Genomic DNA, 22792 nt, shown 5'->3' with positions numbered 1-22792 from the left:
TCAACAAAAAAAGTATTTTTCATACCTTGCGTAGGACTAACCCCGTATTAAAATGAAAAAAGTAATTTACCTGTTTGTTTTGGTCTTTTCGTGCCAATGGGCCTCTGCTCAAGCTATATATGAAACGATAAAATCTGAAAAACTTGGTGCTACCCGCCAGTTAAAGATTCAATTGCCAAGAAATTATAGTAAGAATGTCGAGAAAAAATATCCGTTAGTTGTTGTTTTAGATGGAGATTATCTATTTGAAGTTGTAGCCGGAAACGTTGATTATTATTCGTATTGGGAAGATGTACCAGAAGTAATCGTGGTTGGAATTAATCAGATTGACGATCGGTATTATGACACCATGTTTTCCGAACAAAATTCCTTGCCTTTAGATAGTAGTGCCGAATTTTTCGAATTTATAGGCATGGAACTTATCCCGTTTATTGAGGAAAAATACAGAACAGAAGATTTTAAATTGGCCATTGGTCATGGGGAAACAGCAAACTTTATTAATTATTATTTGTTGAAAGATAAACCGTTATTTCAATCTTATATTGTAATAAGTCCGGAGTTGGCTCCAAATATGACCAAATATATTCCAGACCGTTTAGGGAAAATAGATCGTAAAACGTTTTATTATTTGGCAACTACTACAGACGATTTAAAATCTGTAAAAGCGGGAACCGAATTATTAAATAATAGTTTAAAAGTTATTGAAAACGACTATTTGCAATACGATTTTGATGAGTTTGAAGGGTTAACCCATTATTCTGTAGTGGCTCAAGCTATACCAAAAGCCTTAGAGCGAATTTTTTATGTATTCCAGCCTATTACGTCTCGTGAGTTTGAAAAAGATATTATGGCAGGAGATAAACCTGCGATAGATTATTTAAAAGATAAGTATGAATCTATTAAAGAATTATACGGTGTAGATAAAACCATATTGGTAAACGATTATAAAGCTATTGCTGCGGCTATTGAAAAGAAATCGGAATTTAAAGATTTTGAAGAATTGGGTAAAATGGCTAGAAAATCGTATCCAGAAACCATGTTAGGTCAATATTACATGGCACGTTATTACGAAGAAAATAACCAACCTAAAAAGGCTATGAAAACCTATCAATCCTCGTATATTTTCGATGAAATTGCGGGCTTAACAAAGGATGATATGATAGAACGTGCAAATCGAATTAAAGCAGATTTCGGATATTAATGGCGAAAGTAAAAACCACATTTTATTGTCAGAGTTGCGGGGCACAATATGCGAAATGGCAAGGGCAATGTAACTCGTGTAAAGCGTGGAATACTATAGCCGAAGAAGTGATTCAGACTCCAGAAAAAAGCGATTGGAAAACCCCTTCTGCAACCCAAAATAAGCGAACGTCGAGGCCTTTATTAATAAACGAAATTGATGCCTCTCAAGAAGCGCGATTAGATACTTTCGATCAAGAATTAAATCGAGTACTTGGTGGTGGTATTGTTCCGGGGTCGTTAACGCTTTTAGGTGGTGAACCAGGAATAGGAAAAAGTACATTACTGCTTCAGGTGGCATTAAAGCTGCCTTATAAAACACTTTATGTTTCTGGAGAAGAGAGTCAGAAACAAATAAAAATGCGTGCCGAGCGCATCAATCCTAATAATAGCAATTGCTATATTTTAACCGAAACAAAAACACAAAATATCTTCAAGCAAATTGAAGATTTACAGCCCGATATTGTTATTGTCGATTCAATTCAGACTTTACATAGCGATTATATAGAATCTTCGTCTGGAAGCATTTCTCAAATTAAAGAATGTACTACAGAGCTTATAAAATTTGCTAAAGAAACTTCGACACCAGTGGTGTTAATTGGGCATATTACAAAAGACGGACATATTGCAGGTCCAAAAATATTAGAACATATGGTAGATACTGTACTTCAGTTTGAAGGCGATAGAAATCATGTGTTTAGAATTTTACGAGCTAATAAAAATAGATTTGGGTCGACTAACGAATTAGGGATTTACGAAATGCAAGGGTCCGGATTACGGGAAGTGTCTAATCCTTCAGAGATTTTAATTTCTAAGAAAGATGAAGAATTAAGCGGAAATGCCATTGCTGCAACTTTGGAAGGTATGCGTCCGCTCATGATCGAGGTTCAAGCCTTAGTAAGTACTGCTGTTTATGGGACACCGCAGCGTTCGGCCACAGGTTTTAATGCCAAACGATTAAATATGTTGCTAGCAGTTTTAGAAAAACGAGCAGGTTTCCGTTTAGGTGCTAAAGATGTTTTTTTAAATATTACTGGTGGAATTAGTGTCGATGATCCGGCTATAGATTTAGCTGTAGTAGCTTCAATTTTATCTTCTAACGAAGATGAGGCGCTTCAAAAAGATTACTGTTTTGCCGCCGAAGTTGGCTTGTCGGGGGAAATCCGTCCCGTGCAACGTGTGGAACAACGTATCTTAGAAGCCGAAAAGTTAGGATTTTCTACTATTTTTGTATCGAAGTATAATAAAATCACTTTAAAGCCTAAGGCGATAAAGATTCAATTAATTTCGAAAATAGAAGATTTAGTTGGGCATATTGTTTAGTAAAAGGAAAATGAACTCGTAATTTGAGTAACATTTTAGAAACAATTCAGACTAAGTGTATAAGTTTACTTCAGAAAAAAACAAATATAAATCAAACTAAAATTTATGAAAACAAACATTCTAAGATTATCAATCCTGGGGACAATTGCATTTGGAAGTTTTACAGCTTGTAAAAACGATCCAAAACAAGAAACCGCAGTGGTTGTTAAGGAAGAAGTGGTGCCTGGAATCAATTTAGATTACATGGATACCACGGTAAAGCCTAACGAAAATTTCTTCGAATACGTTAATGGAAACTGGATAAAAAACAATACAATTCCAGACGACCGTACACGATGGGGTAGTTTCGATGAGCTTAGACAAAAAACAGACGAAGATGTTTTAAATATTTTACAATCTGCAATGTCTGACGATAAAGATTTAGCAAAAACAAATATTCTTCCGGGCTCAGACCAAGAAAAAGTCGTGTTTCTATACGAAACCATTATGGATACGGTTGCAAGAAATAAAGAAGGCATTGCACCGTTAAAGCCAGTTTTAGCTAAGATAGACGCTATTAAAAACGTAAAAGATTTAGAGGCGTTTTTAATAGAAATGGAACCTAAAGGAGGAGCAGGGTTCTTTGGTTTTGGTGTTGGTGCAGATGCAAAAGACAGTAATAAAAATGCAGCACGTATAGGTACAGGACGTTTAGGACTTCCAGATAGAGATTATTACGTAAAAGACGATGCAGATTCTAAAGATAAAAGAGAGAAATATGTAGCTTATGTTACAAAAATGCTTCAATATTTAGGCGATTCAGAAGAAGTTGCAGCGGCAGAAGCGAAACAAGTTTTAGCATTCGAAACCAGTTTAGCAGAGCCTAAAATGGATAAGGTAGATCGAAGAGATGCTAGAAAAACTTACAATCCAACATCGGTTGCAGATTTACAAAAAATGGTTCCTGCAATTAACTGGAAAGCGTATTTTGATGGCATAGGAGCTAAAAATTTAGATACTGTAATAGTACGCGAACCTAACTACATGAAAGCGTTACAAGGTATTTTAGCTAAAAATAATGTAAGCGACTGGAAAACCTATTTACGTTGGAATGCACTAAACGGATCTGCTGGTATGTTAAGCGATGAGTTAGAAGAAGCGAATTGGGAGTTTTATAGCAAAACGTTACGTGGAGCTAAAAAACAACGCCCAAGAGACGAGCGTGCTTTACAAACAATAAATTGGACGGTTGGTGAAGCTTTAGGGAAATTATATGTAGATGAAAAATTCCCGCCAGAAGCAAAAGCAAAGGCAGAAAAAATGATTAAGAATGTAATTTTAGCTTTCGAGCACCGAATTACAGCCTTACCATGGATGAGTGAAGAAACTAAAGCAAAAGCTATAGAGAAACTTAAAGCGACTCAAATTAAAATTGCCTACCCAGACAAATGGAAAGATTATTCTGCTATGGAAGTTAAAAGTCCTAAAGACGGCGGAACCTATCTTCAAAATATGCAAAATGCCAAGGCTTGGGATTTTCAACAAGATTTAGATAAATTAGGTAAACCTGTAGATAAAACAGAATGGGGCATGGCGCCACAAGTTGTAAATGCTTATTTTAACCCATCTTACAACGAAATTGTATTCCCTGCAGCTATTTTACAACCACCGTTTTACAACTATCAAGCAGACGACGCTGTGAATTATGGTGGAATTGGAGCAGTAATCGGACATGAAATTTCTCATAGTTTCGATGATTCTGGTTCAAGATTCGATAAAGATGGAAACCTTAACAACTGGTGGACAGATGAAGATTTAGAGCAATTCACGAAATTAGGAAAGGCTTTAGCCGATCAATATAGTGCTATAGAAGTGCTTCCAGAAACCTACATTAATGGTGAATTTACTTTAGGTGAAAACATTGGTGATTTAGGCGGTATAAATGCGGCTTATGATGCATTGCAAATAAGTTTAAAAGAAAATGGATATCCTGAAAATATCGATGGACTTACAGCAGATCAACGTTTCTTTATGTCTTGGGCAACAGTTTGGAGATCGCTTTATAGAGATGATGCTTTAAAGAATCAGATTAAAACAGATCCACACTCACCTGGTATGAATCGTGCTGTACAACCACTTTTAAATGTCGATGCATTTTACGATGCTTTTGGTATTGTAGAAGGCGATAAAATGTATATCGCACCAGAAAACAGAGTTAAAATCTGGTAATCGCATTTGAGTTAAAAATTTTAAAACCCCCGACATTTTGTTCGGGGGTTTTCTTTTACCTTTGATATACTATTGAAAACGAGGGCGTAAAAACAAACGTGTTTGTGCTTTATTAAAACTAATTCTTATGAAAATTAAAGGTATTATAATAGCTGTGTTATGCGTAGCCATGTGGTCTTGTGGTGCACGTATGCATGAAAAAGATGATAAACTAGTAGGCGAATTAAATGATTACATGGTTAAAGTCGATGAGAATCATACTCTAGAACAAACGGTTGTAGAAGGCGCACTAGCCGACACAAGTGGCCAAGAAGATATTGGGACTTTTAAATACGTTGTAAATTTCGATAAAGAAAGTAAACAGCTTTGTCATATTAAAAACATAGAGGACACTGGAAATACTAGAGAAGAAGATTACTATTTTAAACATAATAAATTGGTCTCTATTTTAGTGAAATCATCTGTGGCTAGCGATAAAAAAATCTATATCAATAACGGACGAATCATCTCATCTTTAAATATAGATACTAAAGAACAAGATTTGCTTTTAACCAAAGCAAAACGCTTTCAAAACGAATATCAAAACAAGTAAAATCTCCTCTATTTTATTACAGGAAATAGGGCTTGTTTTTATCAGAAATAGAAATAAAAATAACGACAATAAAACAAAAGTATAAACCGATTATTTTCAATCGGTTTTTTTGCTTATAAACCCCTCTGTTTTCTCAAAATTCATTAATTTCGCGTTCGTATAAGAAAATAGAAAGAATGAGCATGAGATTTCCTGAGTATAAAGGTCTTAACTTGCCAAAAATTGCTGAAGAAATTCTAGGTTTTTGGGAATCGAAAAATATATTTGAAAAGAGTATCACAACTAGAGAAGGTCACGAGCCTTTTGTCTTTTTTGAAGGGCCTCCATCTGCAAATGGATTGCCGGGTGTACACCACGTTTTAGCACGTTCTATTAAAGATATTTTTCCGCGTTATAAAACCATGAAAGGATTTCAAGTTAAGCGTAAAGCAGGTTGGGATACACATGGTTTACCTATTGAATTAGGTGTAGAAAAAGAATTGGGCATTACCAAAGAAGATATTGGTAAATCTATTTCTGTAGAAGATTATAATGCAGCCTGCCGTAAAGCTGTGATGCGTTATACCGATGTGTGGAACGACTTAACGCAAAAAATGGGATACTGGGTAGATATGGATAATCCATATATTACTTACGAACCTAAATACATGGAAAGTGTTTGGTGGTTGTTAAAACAAATTTACGATAAGAAACTTATCTATAAAGGCTATACCATTCAGCCATATTCTCCTAAAGCAGGTACAGGATTAAGTTCTCACGAGTTAAATCAGCCAGGAACTTATCAAGATGTTACAGATACAACTATTGTTGCACAGTTTAAAGCCAACGAAGACACTTTACCAGATTTCTTACAAGATGAAGGCGATATCTTTTTCTTAGCATGGACTACAACACCTTGGACACTTCCAAGCAATACAGCTTTAACCGTAGGGCCTAAAATTGATTATGTTTTAGTAGAAACATATAATCAATACACGTTCGAGCCTATGAACGTGGTATTGGCAAAGCCGTTAGTGGCTAAGCAATTTGCAGGAAAGTATTTCGAAGTGGACTCTAAGCCGCCATTATTAGATTATAAACATGGCGATAAGAAAATCCCGTTTTACGTTGTAAAGGAGTTTAAAGGAAAAGACTTAGTAGGGATCACTTACGAGCAATTAATGCCTTATGCCTTACCAAACGATAACCCTGAAAATGCATTCAGAATTATTGCTGGAGATTTCGTTACTACAGAAGATGGTACAGGTATTGTACATACCGCGCCAACTTTTGGAGCAGACGATGCCTTGGTGGCTAAACAAGCTGTTCCAGAAATTCCACCAATGTTGGTAAAAGATGAGAATGGAAACTTAGTACCGCTAGTCGATTTACAAGGAAAATTTCGTCCAGAAATGGCAGAATACGCTGGTAAATACGTAAAAAACGAATATTATAACGATGGCGAAGCACCTGAACGTTCTGTAGATGTTGAAATCGCTATTCAGTTAAAAGAAGAAAATAAAGCCTTTAAGGTTGAAAAATATAAGCACAGTTATCCGAATTGTTGGAGAACAGATAAGCCTATTTTATATTACCCACTAGATTCTTGGTTCATTAAGGTTACCGATGTTAAGGAACGTATGTTCGACTTAAATGAAACCATTAACTGGAAACCAAAATCTACAGGAACTGGACGTTTTGGAAACTGGTTAGCAAATGCAAACGACTGGAATTTATCGCGTTCGCGTTATTGGGGAATTCCGTTACCAATTTGGAGAACCGAAGATGGTAAAGAAGAAATTTGTATAGGTTCTGTTGAAGAGCTTAAGTTAGAAATGCAAAAAGCTGTTTCTGCAGGCGTTTTAGCAAAGGATATTTTTGAAGATTTTGAAATCGGAAATAATGCCGAAGAGAACTATGCTAAATTAGATTTACATAAAAACATTGTCGACCAAATTACTTTGGTTTCTCCTTCAGGACAACCTATGAAACGCGAAAGCGACTTAATAGATGTATGGTTCGATTCTGGTTCTATGCCTTACGCACAATGGCATTACCCGTTTGAGAATAAAGAGAAAATTGATGGGAATGAATCTTTTCCTGCCGATTTTATTGCTGAAGGTGTAGACCAAACTAGAGGATGGTTTTATACACTGCACGCTATTGCCACTATGGTGTTCGATTCTGTGGCCTATAAAAACGTCGTGTCTAACGGTTTGGTTTTAGATAAAAACGGACAAAAAATGTCGAAGCGTCTAGGAAATGCCATCGATCCGTTTGAAACTTTAAAAGAATATGGGCCAGATGCCACACGTTGGTATATGATTAGCAATGCGAACCCATGGGATAATTTAAAATTCGATTTAGAAGGTATCGAAGAGGTGAAACGTAAATTCTTCGGAACACTTTACAATACGTATTCATTCTTCAGTTTATATACTAATTTAGACAAGTTTAGCTATAGCGAAGCCGATATTCCTTTAGCAGAACGTCCAGAATTAGATCGTTGGATCTTATCAGAATTACATACTTTAATTCAGCGTGTAGACCAATATTATGCCGAGTACGAACCTACGAAAGCGGCACGTGCAATTTCAGAGTTTACTCAAGATTATTTAAGTAACTGGTATGTGCGTTTAAGTAGAAGACGTTTCTGGAAAGGCGATTACGAGCAAGATAAAATTTCGGCGTATCAAACCTTGTATACTTGTATGTTAACTATAGCGAAACTTGCGTCTCCAATTGCGCCATTTTTTATGGATAAACTTTACCGAGACTTAACACAAGTAACACAAAAGGAAACTTTTGAAAGTGTACATTTGGCCGAGTTTCCAGTATATGATGAAGCATTTGTAGACAAGGCGTTAGAGCGTAAAATGGAAAGCGCACAAACCATCTCGTCTTTAGTGTTGTCGTTACGTGCTAAGGAAAAAATTAAAGTCCGTCAGCCATTACAAAAAATCATGATTCCTATTGATAATAAACAACAAAAGGAAGAGATTTTAGCAGTTGCCGATTTAATTAAACACGAAGTTAATATTAAAGATGTTGAGTTGCTAGAAGATGCTTCAGATATCCTTGTAAAGCAAATCAAGCCAGATTTTAAGGTTTTAGGACCACGATTTGGAAAGGATATGAAATTGATTGCTAGTGAGATAGCTAAAATGACATCAGAAGATATTAAAAAAATTGAGCAAACTGGGGCACTAAACATTGAAATTAATGGAAAAAGTGTTACATTAGGACTGGAAGATGTTGAAATTATATCGCAAGATATAGAAGGCTGGTTAGTTGCAAACGAAGGTAATTTAACAGTCGCATTAGACATTACAATTTCTGATGATTTAAGAAAAGAAGGAATTGCAAGAGAATTAATAAATAGAATACAAAATTTACGTAAAGATTCAGGTTTCGAAGTTACCGACCGTATTAATGTTAAACTTCAAAATCACGATGGTATTGTAAATGCTGTACATTCGAATTTAGAGTATATTAAGGTAGAAACATTAACTGCCGAATTAGATATTATTGAACAGGTAAACAATGGGGTTGAAATTACGTTTGATGATATACAAACCAAATTGTTTATAGAAAAACACTAACATTATGAGCGTAGATGTAAACGTAAGGTATTCTGACAAAGATTTAGCTGAATTTAGGGAGTTAATTCAGGACAAGATTGTAAAAGCTAAGCACGACTTAGATTTAATAAAAAGTGCTTATATGAACGATTTAAATAATGGGACAGACGATACGTCGCCAACATTTAAAGCCTTCGAAGAAGGAAGCGCGACTATGAGTAAAGAAGCGAATTCGCAATTGGCCATTCGTCAAGAAAAGTTTATTCGCGACCTTAAAAACGCATTAATTAGAATAGAAAATAAAACCTACGGAATTTGCCGTGTAACAGGTAAGTTAATTAATAAAGAGCGTTTAAAATTAGTGCCTCATGCAACCCTAAGTATCGAAGCCAAAAATATGCAATAATATTACTTTTAACCTTATAATATTAAACGCCTTGCATGTCTATGCAATGGCGTTTTTTTGCTTATAACTATTAGGTTTTTTTTTGAATTGAGCCAACTTATTTTGAGCTGAAATTAATTGTGTACATGAAACCCATATTTTTAATTTTCGTAACTCTGTTTTCTTGTACCATTATGGCACAAAAACAAGTAGATAAAATTATTGATGCTCAAAATATTTCAACCATTTATATAAACGGTGCCAATTGTTTTAAAATTCATGTGGTTGCTTCACAGTCTAACGAGATTCAATTGCAAACTAAAATTGAAGGCGAGCACAACGAAGACATGGTTGTGGTTTCTAAAACTAGTAGAGATACCCTTTATATCGCCACTATTTTTCATCCATCTTTTATAGCAGATAACGATAAATTAAGTGCGCACAAACTCATGTCTATAGAGCTCGAGTTAAGTATTCCTGAGCAATTAAATTTGTATGCAAAAAGCGATATTGCGAGCTTTTGGGCAGAAGGTCGTTTTAATACAGCGGTTATAGAACTTAACCAAGGCAACTGCAACTTAAAAAATTTTTTAGGCTCGGCCACGGTTAACACCGTAAACGGTTCTATTTTTGTAGAAACAAATTATGTGTTAGTACAAGCCTTATCAAAGCATGGATCCGTTAATTTAGGTCCTTTAGTACCTGGCGAAAGCCACATCGATCTAACTTCTATTCATGGAAATATTAAAGTTATAAAATCGGAATAGTAACGATTTATATAGCTTAAATGGAGTTCTAATGGGAAGAATATCCTATTTTTGCTGAAAACCCAAAACATGTCATTAAAAAAATCGTGTCTACTTATTTTCGTTATTTTACTAATCGATCAAATAAGTAAAATTTATATTAAAACACATTTTGTTTTAGGGGAAGATATTAGGGTTTTCGATTGGTTTAGAATCTACTTTATAGAAAATGAAGGTATGGCTTGGGGAACCAAGATTAGCGATTTTACTTCTGCCATTTCAGATAGAACAGCGAAAACATCGCTAACCGTTTTTAGAATTTTTGCCATTTTTGGAATAGGCTATTGGTTGTACTCTACCATAAAAAACAAAGGTCATTATTTATTGACTTTGGCTATTGCTTTAATTTTTGCTGGAGCTTTAGGGAATATTATCGACTCTGTATTTTACGGTGTAATTTTTAACGACAGTCATGGACAAATTGCTACACTTTTTCCTGCCGAGGGAGGTTACGATACCCTGCTTCATGGAAAAGTAGTAGATATGCTATATTTCCCAATCTGGAAAGGCTATTTGCCAGAATGGTTACCGTTTTGGGGTGGTAAATTTTTCACCTTCTTCGAGCCCGTGTTTAATGTCGCAGATGTGGCCATTAGTACTGGATTTATTATGTTAATTGTGTTTAATAAAAAGGCTTTTCCGAAGGATTAGTCTGATTTAATTTAAAGACACCTTAGTAGGTAATTAAGGTTTTAAGGCTTAAGAAGTTGTGTTTACTAATCCTGTTGGGTTATCTTTGTAAATACCTAATTCAATATATAATTTTAAATAATTTACTTATGAAACAAATAGCTGCATTTGCTTTAATTTCGGTTGTTATTTTAACCACTTCTTGTCAAAAAGAAGAGAAAAAAGTAGTGACTGAAGATAACACATTACTAGCTTCAAATCCGTTTGCAAAAGCTAGTGAGCTTCCTTTTCAAGCACCAGATTTTAATGCTATTAAGGATTCAGATTTTCAACCAGCCATGGATGCCGGTATGAAAGAACAATTAAAGGAAATTGAAGCTATTGTTTCAAATCCTGAACCAGCAACTTTCGAGAATACGTTTATTCCGTTGGAAAAAAGCGGACAATTATTAAATCGTGTTAGGGCGGTATTTGGTTTACTGTCTAGTGCAAATACAAATCCGGAGTTACAAGCGATACAAGAAACACAAGCACCTAAATTCGCAGCACATCGCGATGCCATTTATTTAAATCCAGAATTATTTAAACGCGTAGAAACGCTTTATAATACTAGGGAAACTCTTAACTTAGATGCGGAATCTTCACATCTTATAGAATATTATTATCAGCGTTTTATATTGTCGGGAGCTAATTTAGAAGAGGCCGAAAAAACAAAACTTAAAAAGTTAAATGGGGAGGTCGCTTCTCTTAGTGCAAAATTTACGAATCAATTATTAGCTGCGGCTAAAGCAGGAGCTTTGGTTGTAGATAATAAAGAAGCTCTTGCGGGCTTGTCTGATGCTGAAATTGATGCCGCTGCAAACGAAGATAAAACGCAATGGACTATTCCGTTACAAAATACAACGCAACAACCCGATTTACAAAACTTGACAAACCGCGATACACGAGAAAAATTATTTAAAAACTCATGGACCCGCGCAGAGCAAGGCGATGAAAACGATACACGTAAAACCATAGAACGTATAGCTGAAATTCGTGCAGAACAAGCTTCAATTTTAGGATTTAAAACTTATGCCGAATGGAAACTGCAGGACCAAATGGCCAAAACGCCAGAAGCGGTGTTAGATTTTTTAGGGCAATTAATTCCGGCTGCAACAGCCAAAGCAAAATCAGAAGCAGCCGATATACAAGCTTTAATCGATAGCCAAAATGGTGGGTTTAAACTTGAAGATTGGGATTGGAATTTGTATTCAGAACAAGTTAGAAAAGCCCGCTACGATTTAGATGAGAGCCAAATTAAGCCATATTTCGAATTGTATAATGTATTAGAGAATGGTGTATTCTATGCGGCAAACCAATTATATGGTTTAACGTTTAAAGAGCGTAAAGATTTACCGGTGTACCAAGAAGATGTCCGTGTCTACGATGTTATGGACAAAGATGGTAGTCAAATAGGATTGTTTTATGGCGATTATTTTAAACGCGATAATAAATCTGGAGGAGCTTGGATGAGTAATTTAATCGAGCAGTCTAAACTATTGGGGACACAACCTGTTATTTACAATGTGTGTAATTATACAAAGCCAGCAGAGGGTCAACCGGCATTAATAAGCTTCGACGATGTAACTACCTTGTTTCATGAATTTGGGCATGCCTTACATGGCTTTTTTGCCGATCAGCAATATGTTAGTCTTTCGGGTACCAATACACCAAGAGATTTTGTAGAATTTCCATCTCAGTTTAACGAGCATTGGGCATTGTACCCTAGTATTCTTAAAAATTATGCTTTTCATTATAAAACGGGAGAAGCCATGCCTCAAACTTTAATTGATAAAATTAAAAAAGCATCAACATTTAATCAAGGGTATGCCTTAACTGAAGCACTGTCTGCAGCGAGCTTAGACATGGAGTGGCATACTTTAACTAAAGAGGATACTATTGAAGATGCAGATAGTTTTGAGAAGGCTGCGCTAATTCGTACACATTTAAATTTAAAAGAAGTGCCTCCGCGTTACCGTTCAAGTTATTTTTTACATATCTGGAGTAATGGCTATGCGGCTGGATATTATGCATATTTATGGACAGAAATGTTAGATAACGATGCCTTTGCTTGGTTTGAGGAAAACGGCGGATTAACACCAGAAAATGGCCAGCGTTTTCGCGATATGATTTTGTCTCGCGGAAATACAGAAGCTTTCGGAAAACTATACCATGATTTTCGAGGTCAAGAGCCAAGTATAGAGCCATTGCTAAAAAATAGAAGCCTAAAGTAAACGGCTAAAAACAAAATAAACAAAAGGAACCAAAAGCTCGCAGCATTGATTATGCGGGCTTTTGTTGTTTTAAAAAGTGTAGATGCGTTTTGGAGTTACACAATAATCTAAAGGGATATCGGTATCATAAACATCAGAAATAGTGTCTTCGGCTTCAAAAAACGACAATCCAATTTTTATGACGCCTGGTTTACATGCCTTTAAAAACCGGTCGTAAAACCCTTTTCCATAACCAATTCGGTTTCCTTTTTTGTCGAAAGCTAACAGCGGTATAAAAACCACATCTATAGATGTATTCGGGATAGGAATGCCATCTACAGGTTCAGGAATGTTATAGGCATTTTTCTTAATGGTGGTAGCATCGGTAAGAAGAAATTGATGCATTAATCCGGTTTTAAAATCACTTTTAGAAATAACGATATTTTTATCTTTCCCAGAAAGGATATTCAGTATGTATTCGGTATTAATTTCTTTTTGTTCTTCAATGGTTAAAAAGATATGATAAAACGATTTATCCCAAATAGGAAGTGATAAAAGTTGATTAGAGATGTCTAAACTAAAATCGTCGCACGTTTCTATAGCCAAAGCTTTTCGTTTGGCTTTATATAAAGATCTTAACTCTGATTTTGTCATGAATTAACGTTTCAGTTTGCGCGTTATATGAAATAAAGCATCCCCTTGGTATACAATTGGAGCTTCGTTTACGTTGATGATATAGCCGCTAATTTCAGCTTTTACATAATCGTTAAACTTACCATACGGGTCGGTAATATTTCCTAGTATATCGCCCTTTTTTACTTTGGTAGACATCAGGTCTAAAGCAGGTCTAAACATACCGGAATAGTCGGCACGTTGCCATCTACTTTCTAAAATAAAAACACAAGGCTTTTTAGGTGGCGAGGATTTAAATTTAGCGTTTAACATATTTAAATACGCTAAGACACGTTTGGCGCCGCTTACTCCTGTATTAGTAACGTTTACATCGAGGTGAAAGGATTTTCCGCCTTCAAAAAGCAACATTGGGATTCCTAGTTTATAACATGTATTCCGAAACGATTTGTTTAAATTTTTAGAGTACATCACAAACGGAGCTCCAAACGCTTTTGCTAATTCGTCTAATTCTGAATCGTCTTTTGCAATTCGAATTTGTGGGGCATTAAATCGGCCAGCTCCACCCGTGTGAAAATCGACAACATAATCTACCGATGGGATTACCTCATGTATAAGTTTATAAGCCACTTGACTGGCTAAAGAACCATTTACATTCCCTGGAAAAACGCGGTTTAAATCGCGGCCATCGGGGAATTCTCGTTTTAAATTTATAAACCCGAAAATATTGATTACAGGAATGCAAATAATGCTCCCTCGTTTAGGTTTATTTATGCCTTTCGCAATAATCTGACGTACAATATCTACACCATTTACCTCGTCGCCGTGTATGCCTGCTGTAAATAAAACGGTTGGCCCCGGACGTTTAGATCGTTCTATAAAAACAGGAACGTCTACGCTAGAAGAGGTGTGTAAATTAGCAACGTCGAAGCTAATTTCGGCACTTTCTCCAGGATAAATTTTCTTCCCTAAAATGTGTAAAATATCTTTGTTAAATAGCATTTATCGTTTTGCATTTCGTTCAATAAACGTAATAATACTTTTTGCAATATTTTTTCCTGTTGCCCCTTCAATACCTTCTAACCCTGGGGTAGAATTTACTTCTAAAAGTAGCGGTCCGCGAGCAGATTGTAACATATCTACGCCACAAACAGGTAACTTTAATGCATGGGCGGCATTTATAGCCAATTTTAATTCGGCGGCATCTAATTTAATAATATTTGCCGATCCCCCACGATGTAAATTCGATCTAAATTCGCCGTCTTTACCTTGGCGTTTCATGGCGCCAACGACTTGTCCGTCTACAATTAAAGCTCTTAAATCGGCACCGTTAGCTTCTTTAATAAATTCTTGAACAATAACACGGGCTTGTAAACCATTAAAGGCTTCAAGTACAGATTCTGCCGCATTTTTAGTTTCGGCCAAAACCACGCCTAAACCTTGAGTTCCTTCAAGAAGTTTAATAATTACGGGTGTGCCACCTACATGCGCAATAACCTCTTCGACATCTCTAGAGTAATTTGTAAACACGGTTTTAGGCATACCAATTCCGGCTTTACTTAAGCGTTGTAAAGACCGTAGTTTGTCTCTAGAGCGTTGTATGGCATCAGAGGTTACAATGGTAAATACGTTCATCATTTCAAACTGTCGTACTACTGCACAACCATAAAATGTTACCGATGCACCAATGCGAGGAATAATAGCATCTACATAATCTAAATAACGATTTTTGTAATAGATGGTAGGTTTTTCCTTTTCTATAATAATGTCGCATTTTAGCGGATCTATAACTTCCATTCGGTGACCGCGTTTTTCGCCTTCAAATACTAGGCGGTCTGTGGAGTAAAGTTCTGCGTTTCTTGATAAAATTACAATATTCATTAGGCTTTTAAATTATGAGATAAGTTTTGAAGATCGACATCGACTAAAAACTTTCGTTTTAAAAACTGTCTTCCTATAAGTACGGGAAAACGCATGTCGTCTCGAGTACTTAAAGTTAAATTGATCTTGTAGGTTTTATCAAAAATTATCACTTCAGATTTTATTTTGTATCTATTTTCTTTAATTCCGTTGCTGCTTTTTACGTTTGTAAAACTATATTCTGTAAAAACCACTTCTTTACTACTAAAATTAGGGTGACCTTTACTATAAAAAATGCAACGCAAGGTGTTGTTTTCTTCTATAATCTTAGAACAATGAATGGCAGAAGTATACGCTCCTGTATCTATTTTTACATCGATGTTAAATAAATCTAGTTTAGGAAAATCAAATTTATCTACACGACCAATTATGTGTTTGTTCATGCCGGTGTTAAAAAGGCGAAAGATATTTAAAGTTGAATTAAAACTACAATATTATATGCTAAATTTTATACAATGAATAGGTTTTAATATTGTTGTACTATCTTTGTTTTATGGACGAAAACACCTTACAAATTCAGTTAAAAACCTTGCCCTCTTCTCCGGGTGTATATCAATATTTTGATTCCAACGGTACCATTATTTATGTGGGTAAAGCTAAGAATTTAAAAAAACGGGTATCGTCTTATTTTACCAAAACTCACGATAGTGGTAAAACAAGAGTGCTAGTAAAAAAGATTGCCGATATTAAGCATATTGTTGTAGAAACCGAAACAGATGCTTTGTTGCTGGAAAATAATTTAATTAAAAAGCATCAGCCACGTTATAATGTTTTGTTGAAAGATGATAAAACTTATCCGTGGATTTGCATTAAAAAGGAGCGTTTTCCTAGAGTGTTTAGTACGCGACGTGTTATTAAGGATGGCTCCGAGTATTTTGGGCCTTACACCAATTTTAAAACCATTCATACGCTTTTAGATTTAATTAAAGGGGTGTATGCTTTGCGGACGTGTAATTATGATTTGTCTGAAGCTAAAATTGAAGCCGGGAAATATAAAGTGTGTTTAGAATATCATTTAGGAAACTGTAAAGGTCCTTGTGAGGATTATGAGACTATTGAAGAGTACGATGAAAAAATAGCTGCTATTCGCGAGATTTTAAAGGGAAATTTTAAAGATTCGTTGCTTCAGTTTAAAAATCAGATGAAACAATTGGCTGCCGATTTAAATTTTGAAGAGGCACAAAAAGTCAAAGAAAAAATCGAGGTTTTAGAAAATTATCAGGCGAAGTCGACGATAGTGAACCCGAAAATTAGCAATGTCGATGTGTTTTCTATTATGAGCGACGAAAGTTTTGGGTATGTAAACTTCTTACAATTATCATATGGTTCAATTATTAGGTCTCATACCTTAGAAATCAAGAAAAAACTAGACGAAACCGATAAACAATTACTAGAATTGGCAATAACCGAAATTCGTCAGCGTTTTCATTCCAATTCAAAAGAAATATATGTACCTTTTAAAGTGAGTTTGGGAGAAGATTTAAAAGTGACTATTCCGCAATTAGGAGATAAAAAACGAATTTTAGAATTGTCGCTTCGCAATGCAAAATATTACCGTATGGAGCGTTTTAAGCAAATTAAACTTACAGATCCAGATAGGCATGTAAACCGGATTATGGCACAAATGAAAACCGATTTACGACTGCACGAAGAACCGAGACATATAGAGTGTTTCGATAATTCGAATATTCAGGGAACACATCCTGTTGCGGCCTGTGTAGTTTTTAAAGATGGTAAACCAAGTAAAAAAGATTACCGCCATTTTAATATAAAAACGGTTGAGGGTCCAGACGATTTTGCATCTATGGAAGAAGTGGTATTTAGGCGATATAAACGTTTGCTAGACGAAAAACAACCCTTGCCACAACTTATTATTATTGATGGAGGTAAAGGGCAATTATCATCGGCTTTAAAAAGTCTAGAAGATTTAGGTTTGCGCGGAAAAATTGCAATCATCGGAATTGCAAAACGTTTGGAAGAATTATTTTATCCAGACGATCCAATTCCGTTATATTTAGATAAAAAAAGCGAAACTTTAAAAATTATCCAACAGTTGCGTAACGAAGCGCATAGGTTTGGTATAGAGCACCATAGAAACAGGCGTAGCAAAAGTGCCTTAAATACCGAATTGGAAACCATTCCGGGTATAGGCGAAAAAACAATTGTAAGCTTGTTAAGTCATTTTAAGTCTGTAAAACGAATTTCGAATGCATCTCTAAAAGATTTGGAAGCCGTTGTAGGACTGTCTAGAGCACATAAAATTTATAATCATTATCATACCTCATAATTACATGCGCGTAATTTTTCTTCTTAGTGTTCTTTTTATGGGTGTTATAACTCATGCACAGAACCAAAACCGTTTAGACGCTAAAGACCTAAAAGTGGGTTTGGTGCTAAGTGGTGGTGGTGCCAAAGGTTTGGCACATATTGGGGTGCTTAAGGTTATAGACAGTTTGGGTGTACGTATAGATTATGTTGCGGGAACCAGTATGGGTGCAATAATTGGGTCTATGTACGCCTCGGGATATACCGGAAAAGAAATCGATTCTATTTTTAAAACCATCAATTTTGATAATATTATCATTGATAACCTTCCGCGTGAGTCTAAAACGTTTTACGAACGAGAAAATTCTGAACGCTACGCCTTAACCTTGCCTTTCGACGACTTTAAAATTCGTTTGCCATCGGCTTTATCTCGCGGTCAAAATACCTTTAATTTACTATCGGAGCTCACTTTGCATGTTAATAATGTTTCAGATTTTAGCGAACTACCCATTCCATTTTTCTGTATGGCAACAAATATGGAAACGGGTGAAGCTGTACAGTTAGAAAAGGGGAATTTGGCTCAAGCTGTTATGGCTAGTGGGGCTTTGCCAACATTATTTCAGCCTGTTCATATAGACGGAAGTGTTTATATAGATGGGGGTGTTGTAAATAATTATCCGGTAGATGAAATGAAAGCTAAAGGGGTCGATGTTATTATAGGAGTCGATGTTCAGGACGGATTATCTAAGAGTAAAGATTTGCAATCGGCAACCGAAATATTATATCAGATTCAGAATTATAACACACTAAGTGATATGACTGAAAAAATTAAAGAAACCGATGTATATATAACTCCAAACATCGAAAACTTTAATGTTATTTCTTTCGATCAAGGTACAGATATTATAACTAATGGTATAGTAGCAGCAAATAGAAAGGCCGATGATTTATTAGATATAGCACATAAACAACGCATAAAACGCAAGCCATTTCCGCATATAAAACATTTAGATTCTATTTCTATAAATGGTATTCAAATTCATGGAAACGAAAAATATACACGGGCCTATATTCTAGGAAAGCTGAAATTAAAAAGCGATACTCGTATTAGTTATGCCGATTTTTCTAGCGGCGTAAACAACCTAATTGCAACCAATAATTTTGATAGCTTTACATATGATTTAAGATCCTCTAAAGGAAAAAATGGTTACGATTTAATAACCTATGTAAAAGAAAGCACTAAAAAAACAGCTTTAAAATTTGCCTTACATTACGACGATCTATATAAAAGTGCTGCCCTAGTTAATGTTACAAGCAAACGGCTTTTAACTAATAACGATGTGGCTTCTTTCGACCTTATTTTAGGTGATAACCTTAGGTACAATTTTGAATATTATATAGATAAAGGATTTTATTGGAGTATAGGGTTACGATCTCGATTTAATCAATTTAATAAAAATGTATCGGCCTCTTTAATTGCAGAAGATGAAAACTTAGGTGTAAATAAAATAGATGCAGAATTAAGAGATTTTACCAATCAGTTTTATGTGCAAACTCAATTTTTAAGAGATATGGCATTAAGTTTAGGTGCCGAACATAAATATTTAAAAATATCGTCTGAAACCCTAGCAGATACATCTAGTGATATTAATAGAATTTTTGAAGACAATAATTACTTTAGCGTGTTCGGGAAATTAAATTACGACTCTTACGATAACAAATATTTTCCTTCGCAAGGTTTTTATTTCAATGGCGATTTTCATTTGTATTTCTATTCTACAGAAGAATTGGGCGATTTTAGTCAGTTTTCAATAGCAAAAGCTAAACTGGGATATGCGTTTAAATTAGGTAGAAAAATTTCAGCAGTTATTACCAATGAAGGAGGATTTAGAATTGGAGAAAACGACAGCCCATATTTAAATTTTGCCTTGGGTGGTTATGGCGAGAACTTAATAAATAATATAGAATCTTTTTATGGCTACGATTGGTTGTCGTTATCGGGCGATAGTTATGTAAAATGTGTGCTTAGAGTAGATTATGAGTTTGCTAGAAGACATCACTTTAATGCTTCGGCAAATTTCGCAAATATAGACGATAATATTTTTGATTCCGGCGAATGGTTTACTTTACCAGACTATACCGGATATGCCTTTGGTTATGGTTGGGATTCGTTCTTAGGACCTATTGAAGCTACATATAGTTATTCTCCAGAAACCAAACGAAGTGTATGGTTTTTAAACATCGGATTTTGGTTTTAGAATTTATAGTTTAAATTAAACATTACGATCCTAGGCATAATAAAGGTTTTGCTATCGCTAATTAAGAAATTATTAAAGCTGTTGTATTGTTTGTAAGTGACGTTAAATATGTTTGTAGCCGTCATTTCGAAACCCCAAGGACTGTCTTTTTTTGATAAAATAAGGAAGCGTTTGCAACTTCAAAAGTATTGTTGCTATTGTTGTTGTAATTTTTAAAATGTGTTAACGTATAATCGGCTTTTAGAGTGAATGCTTTAAAAAAGACGTATTCGAGATCGATAAAAAAGCTGTCGTTACTAAACTTGTTTTCTAAACCTACCGAACGATAGAAACTAAAATCTTTGGTATAACCCGTTTCAAAATTAGGTAGCGCTTTAAAAAAAGTTTGAGCACTTAAAGTGGCACTAGTAGATTTAGAAATATTTAGGTTGCTTTGGGCATTTAATAATTGGTAAAAGTCATTGTAGTTAAACTGGGTTTTAAACTGGTATTTTATACGATTTATTTTTTTTGAAATTTGCCCGTTTATACGCCAATTATGTTCGGGTTCGTAAAACATGAGGAAGCTGTTGTATTGGTTTATGCCCTCTAAAACAGTAACGGTTTTAAACTGTTCTAATTTTTTGTTGAAACTGCTGTTAAGGTGAATGTTTAATTGTTTGAACAAACTGAATTTGTAATAACTCACATTTAGGGAATGGTACAACTGGTTTTCTAAAGTGGTATTGCCACGAAGTACACTGTTAAAACTACCTAAAACAAAATTACCTGCCAATTGATTAATTCCTGGAAACTGACTCTGTAAGCTGTAATTGAGGTTTAAAGCTTCACTGTTGTTAAAATCTATTTTTGTTGTAATTTGTGGTAGTGCCACTGTTTTTTGTTGTGTTGTTTTGCTATTTTTTTGTGCAGTAGTCCAAAAGTAAAAATGTGTATAGAGCATGGGTTTAAAGGTGACAATTCCTATTTGAAATTTGTATTCCAATCCTATAAACATGTTGGTGCAATTGTAATTAAAATCGTTGCCAAAACCGGCAGTGTTAAAGTCATTTATTGCTCCATTACTTAATATTTGCGCATCGTTACTATAAAAATGACTAAAAGCTGTATTAAAACCCACGCTGCTGTATAGATGGTTAAAGTTGTTAAGCACCCAATAGTCTTTTATCATAGAGCTAGCGTTGTGGGTGTTGTATTTTTTTGTTTGGGAAATATTATAAATTGAATCAGGTTGTAGTGGAATCAGTTCTTGTAAAATTTCTTGGTTTGTAAACCAATCTGTTATAGGTTTGTTTTGTGTTATATTATAATTTGCCTCCAGAGTAGCGGTGTGTTGTTTTGATAATTTTAAGTTGTAACTCAGGTTTTGTTTTAGTTGTAAACCTTCTGAATCTGTAAGGGTGTTAATCGTGTTGTTTTGGCTTGGATTTTTGGTATTTATAAGGCTTTTACTCGTGTTGTATGTAAATTTTACAAAGCTGTTAAACCGTAAATCGGTATTGTTGTTAGGTTTATGTTCTAAATTGATTTTTCCGATGGTGAAAAAATTATTGAAAAGATTAAAAGTACTTCGGTTTTCTGTAAACGGATTGTTATTATTGGTGTATTCGTTTAGTGTTTTGGTTTGAGTTTCGGTTTTATCTTTAGAGCTGATAATGTATGCATTGATATCGGTATTTTTGGTTAAACCTTGTTGCAGATTTAAAGCACCAAATTGATTGCTGTTTGCTTTAAAATCTTGATTGTTTAAAAATTGTGTAAAATCATTATTCATTAAATTAAAATAACTAGTTGTATTGGTAATAAGTTTGTTAAATCCGCCTTCAAAATCTAAAAAATCTTTAAAAGTGAAATTTTTTATACCAATATTATTGATATCTACTATGGCGTTAATATTGGTTTTTGGACTGTAATAAAATACATTAGGATTAGCTAAATAACGATCGCTTAGGTCGCTACCGAGTTCTACATCTCCAAAGGCAAATTGCTTTTTATCTTCTTTTAACTTGATGTTCATAGCCACTTCGTTGCTGTCTTCTAGATTTTTTAACATAGCTATTTCGCTATAATTTTCTAAAATTTCTATTGCTTTTACAGCGTCTGCAGGAATGTTATTGACGGCGAGTTTACTATCACCTGTAAAAAAGGTTTTGTTTTCTACCATTACTTTGCTAATGGGTTTACCTTTTACAGTTACATTACCTACTTTATCAACCTCTACTCCTGGTAATTTTTCTAGGACTTCTCTAAGTTTACGTTCGTTTCCTGTGGCAAAAGCATCTACTTGGTAGGTTGTAGTATCTTGTTTTATGGTTACCGGTGGGGTGTAATTAAGTGTGATTTCCGATAACTGATCCGGTTTTTCTTTCAGGTTAAAATCCTTTTGCAAATCTTGGTTATTCGTGTTTAGTTGAAAGGATTTTGGATGGTAACCCAAATAACTAATGGTAATGGTGTAACTTTGGTGGCTTGCTAGTTTAAGCTGAAATCTCCCTTTAGGATTTGTTATGGCAAACCGAAGCTCTTGGTTTTCGGCCATTGGCACCGCTAAAATATTGGTGTTTACCAAGGGTTGTTGTAACTGGTCTGTAACCATCCCTGAAAGCATGATGTTTTGAGCTTTAACCGTAATAGTTACAGCCCAAAACAAAAGTAAAATTAGGCCTTTTATGGATGTTGACGGGTTTATATTTATTACGTGTTTTTAAAAATAAATATTCAGAA

Annotated in this window: 16 protein-coding genes; 11 read left to right on the top strand and 5 right to left on the bottom strand. The window is 34.9% G+C overall.

Annotation, left to right across the window (positions count from 1 at the left end; genetic code table 11):
* Positions 1-52 precede the first annotated feature (52 nt).
* The 9 genes from A9D35_RS09860 to dcp all read left to right on the top strand — a co-directional run bounded on the left by A9D35_RS09860 (position 53) and on the right by dcp (position 13016).
* Positions 53-1201 (top strand): alpha/beta hydrolase, encoded by a 1149-nt coding sequence (locus tag A9D35_RS09860; RefSeq protein WP_066222323.1) that lies wholly within the window; start codon positions 53-55, stop codon positions 1199-1201.
* Positions 1201-2562, top strand: coding sequence for a DNA repair protein RadA (radA, locus tag A9D35_RS09855; protein WP_066222320.1), 1362 nt, complete (start codon positions 1201-1203; stop codon positions 2560-2562). The genes A9D35_RS09860 and radA overlap by 1 nt, the downstream gene beginning before the upstream one ends.
* Positions 2563-2667: 105 nt before the next feature.
* Positions 2668-4770, top strand: a complete 2103-nt coding sequence (locus A9D35_RS09850; protein ID WP_066222317.1) for a M13 family metallopeptidase — start codon at positions 2668-2670, stop codon at positions 4768-4770.
* A 127-nt stretch (positions 4771-4897) separates the two neighbouring features.
* Entirely contained in the window at positions 4898-5362 is a 465-nt protein-coding gene (locus tag A9D35_RS09845; RefSeq protein WP_066222315.1) for a hypothetical protein, read from the top strand.
* A gap of 176 nt (positions 5363-5538) precedes the next feature.
* Positions 5539-8943: an isoleucine--tRNA ligase gene (ileS, locus tag A9D35_RS09840; protein WP_066222312.1), complete on the top strand. Its 3405-nt coding sequence runs from the start codon at positions 5539-5541 to the stop codon at positions 8941-8943.
* 4 nt (positions 8944-8947) lie between these two features.
* Positions 8948-9328 (top strand): TraR/DksA family transcriptional regulator, encoded by a 381-nt coding sequence (locus tag A9D35_RS09835; RefSeq protein ID WP_066222307.1) that lies wholly within the window; start codon positions 8948-8950, stop codon positions 9326-9328.
* Positions 9329-9453: 125 nt separating this feature from the next.
* On the top strand, positions 9454-10074 hold the full coding sequence (locus A9D35_RS09830) for a hypothetical protein (protein WP_083191669.1): 621 nt from the start codon (positions 9454-9456) through the stop codon (positions 10072-10074).
* A 69-nt stretch (positions 10075-10143) separates the two neighbouring features.
* Complete coding sequence (locus tag A9D35_RS09825) at positions 10144-10764, top strand: lipoprotein signal peptidase (protein WP_066222304.1); 621 nt, start codon at positions 10144-10146, stop codon at positions 10762-10764.
* Positions 10765-10892: 128 nt separating this feature from the next.
* Positions 10893-13016, top strand: coding sequence for a peptidyl-dipeptidase Dcp (gene dcp, locus A9D35_RS09820; RefSeq protein WP_066222302.1), 2124 nt, complete (start codon positions 10893-10895; stop codon positions 13014-13016).
* A gap of 69 nt (positions 13017-13085) precedes the next feature.
* Here dcp and A9D35_RS09815 read toward each other — a convergent pair whose 3' ends face one another.
* The 4 genes from A9D35_RS09815 to A9D35_RS09800 are packed head-to-tail and all read right to left on the bottom strand — an operon-like array spanning position 13086 to position 15928.
* Positions 13086-13649, bottom strand: coding sequence for a 5-formyltetrahydrofolate cyclo-ligase (locus tag A9D35_RS09815; protein WP_066222300.1), 564 nt, complete (start codon positions 13647-13649; stop codon positions 13086-13088).
* Positions 13650-13652: 3 nt separating this feature from the next.
* Positions 13653-14627: a succinylglutamate desuccinylase/aspartoacylase family protein gene (locus tag A9D35_RS09810; RefSeq protein WP_066222298.1), complete on the bottom strand. Its 975-nt coding sequence runs from the start codon at positions 14625-14627 to the stop codon at positions 13653-13655.
* Positions 14628-15506, bottom strand: a complete 879-nt coding sequence (rimK, locus tag A9D35_RS09805) for a 30S ribosomal protein S6--L-glutamate ligase (RefSeq protein ID WP_066222295.1) — start codon at positions 15504-15506, stop codon at positions 14628-14630.
* Entirely contained in the window at positions 15506-15928 is a 423-nt protein-coding gene (locus A9D35_RS09800; protein ID WP_066222292.1) for an ATP-dependent zinc protease family protein, read from the bottom strand. The genes rimK and A9D35_RS09800 overlap by 1 nt, the downstream gene beginning before the upstream one ends.
* A 110-nt stretch (positions 15929-16038) precedes the next feature.
* Between A9D35_RS09800 and uvrC the strand changes: the two genes are divergently transcribed.
* Both uvrC and A9D35_RS09790 read left to right on the top strand, forming a co-directional pair.
* The gene (gene uvrC, locus A9D35_RS09795; protein ID WP_066222290.1) at positions 16039-17832 is read left to right on the top strand and encodes an excinuclease ABC subunit UvrC; all 1794 of its coding nucleotides are present in this window, start codon (positions 16039-16041) and stop codon (positions 17830-17832) included.
* Positions 17833-17869: 37 nt separating this feature from the next.
* Positions 17870-20068 (top strand): patatin-like phospholipase family protein, encoded by a 2199-nt coding sequence (locus A9D35_RS09790; RefSeq protein ID WP_235817885.1) that lies wholly within the window; start codon positions 17870-17872, stop codon positions 20066-20068.
* A 121-nt stretch (positions 20069-20189) separates the two neighbouring features.
* On the opposite strand, the gene A9D35_RS09785 is transcribed toward A9D35_RS09790, so the two are convergent.
* Complete coding sequence (locus tag A9D35_RS09785; protein ID WP_141675509.1) at positions 20190-22718, bottom strand: carboxypeptidase-like regulatory domain-containing protein; 2529 nt, start codon at positions 22716-22718, stop codon at positions 20190-20192.
* Between the last annotated feature and the right edge of the window lie 74 nt (positions 22719-22792).

It is taken from the genome of Formosa haliotis (genome assembly GCF_001685485.1).
GTDB lineage: Bacteria > Bacteroidota > Bacteroidia > Flavobacteriales > Flavobacteriaceae > Formosa > Formosa haliotis.
The sequence above is the reverse complement of the archived record's forward strand: the minus strand, read 5'-3'. Positions and strand labels throughout refer to the sequence as shown.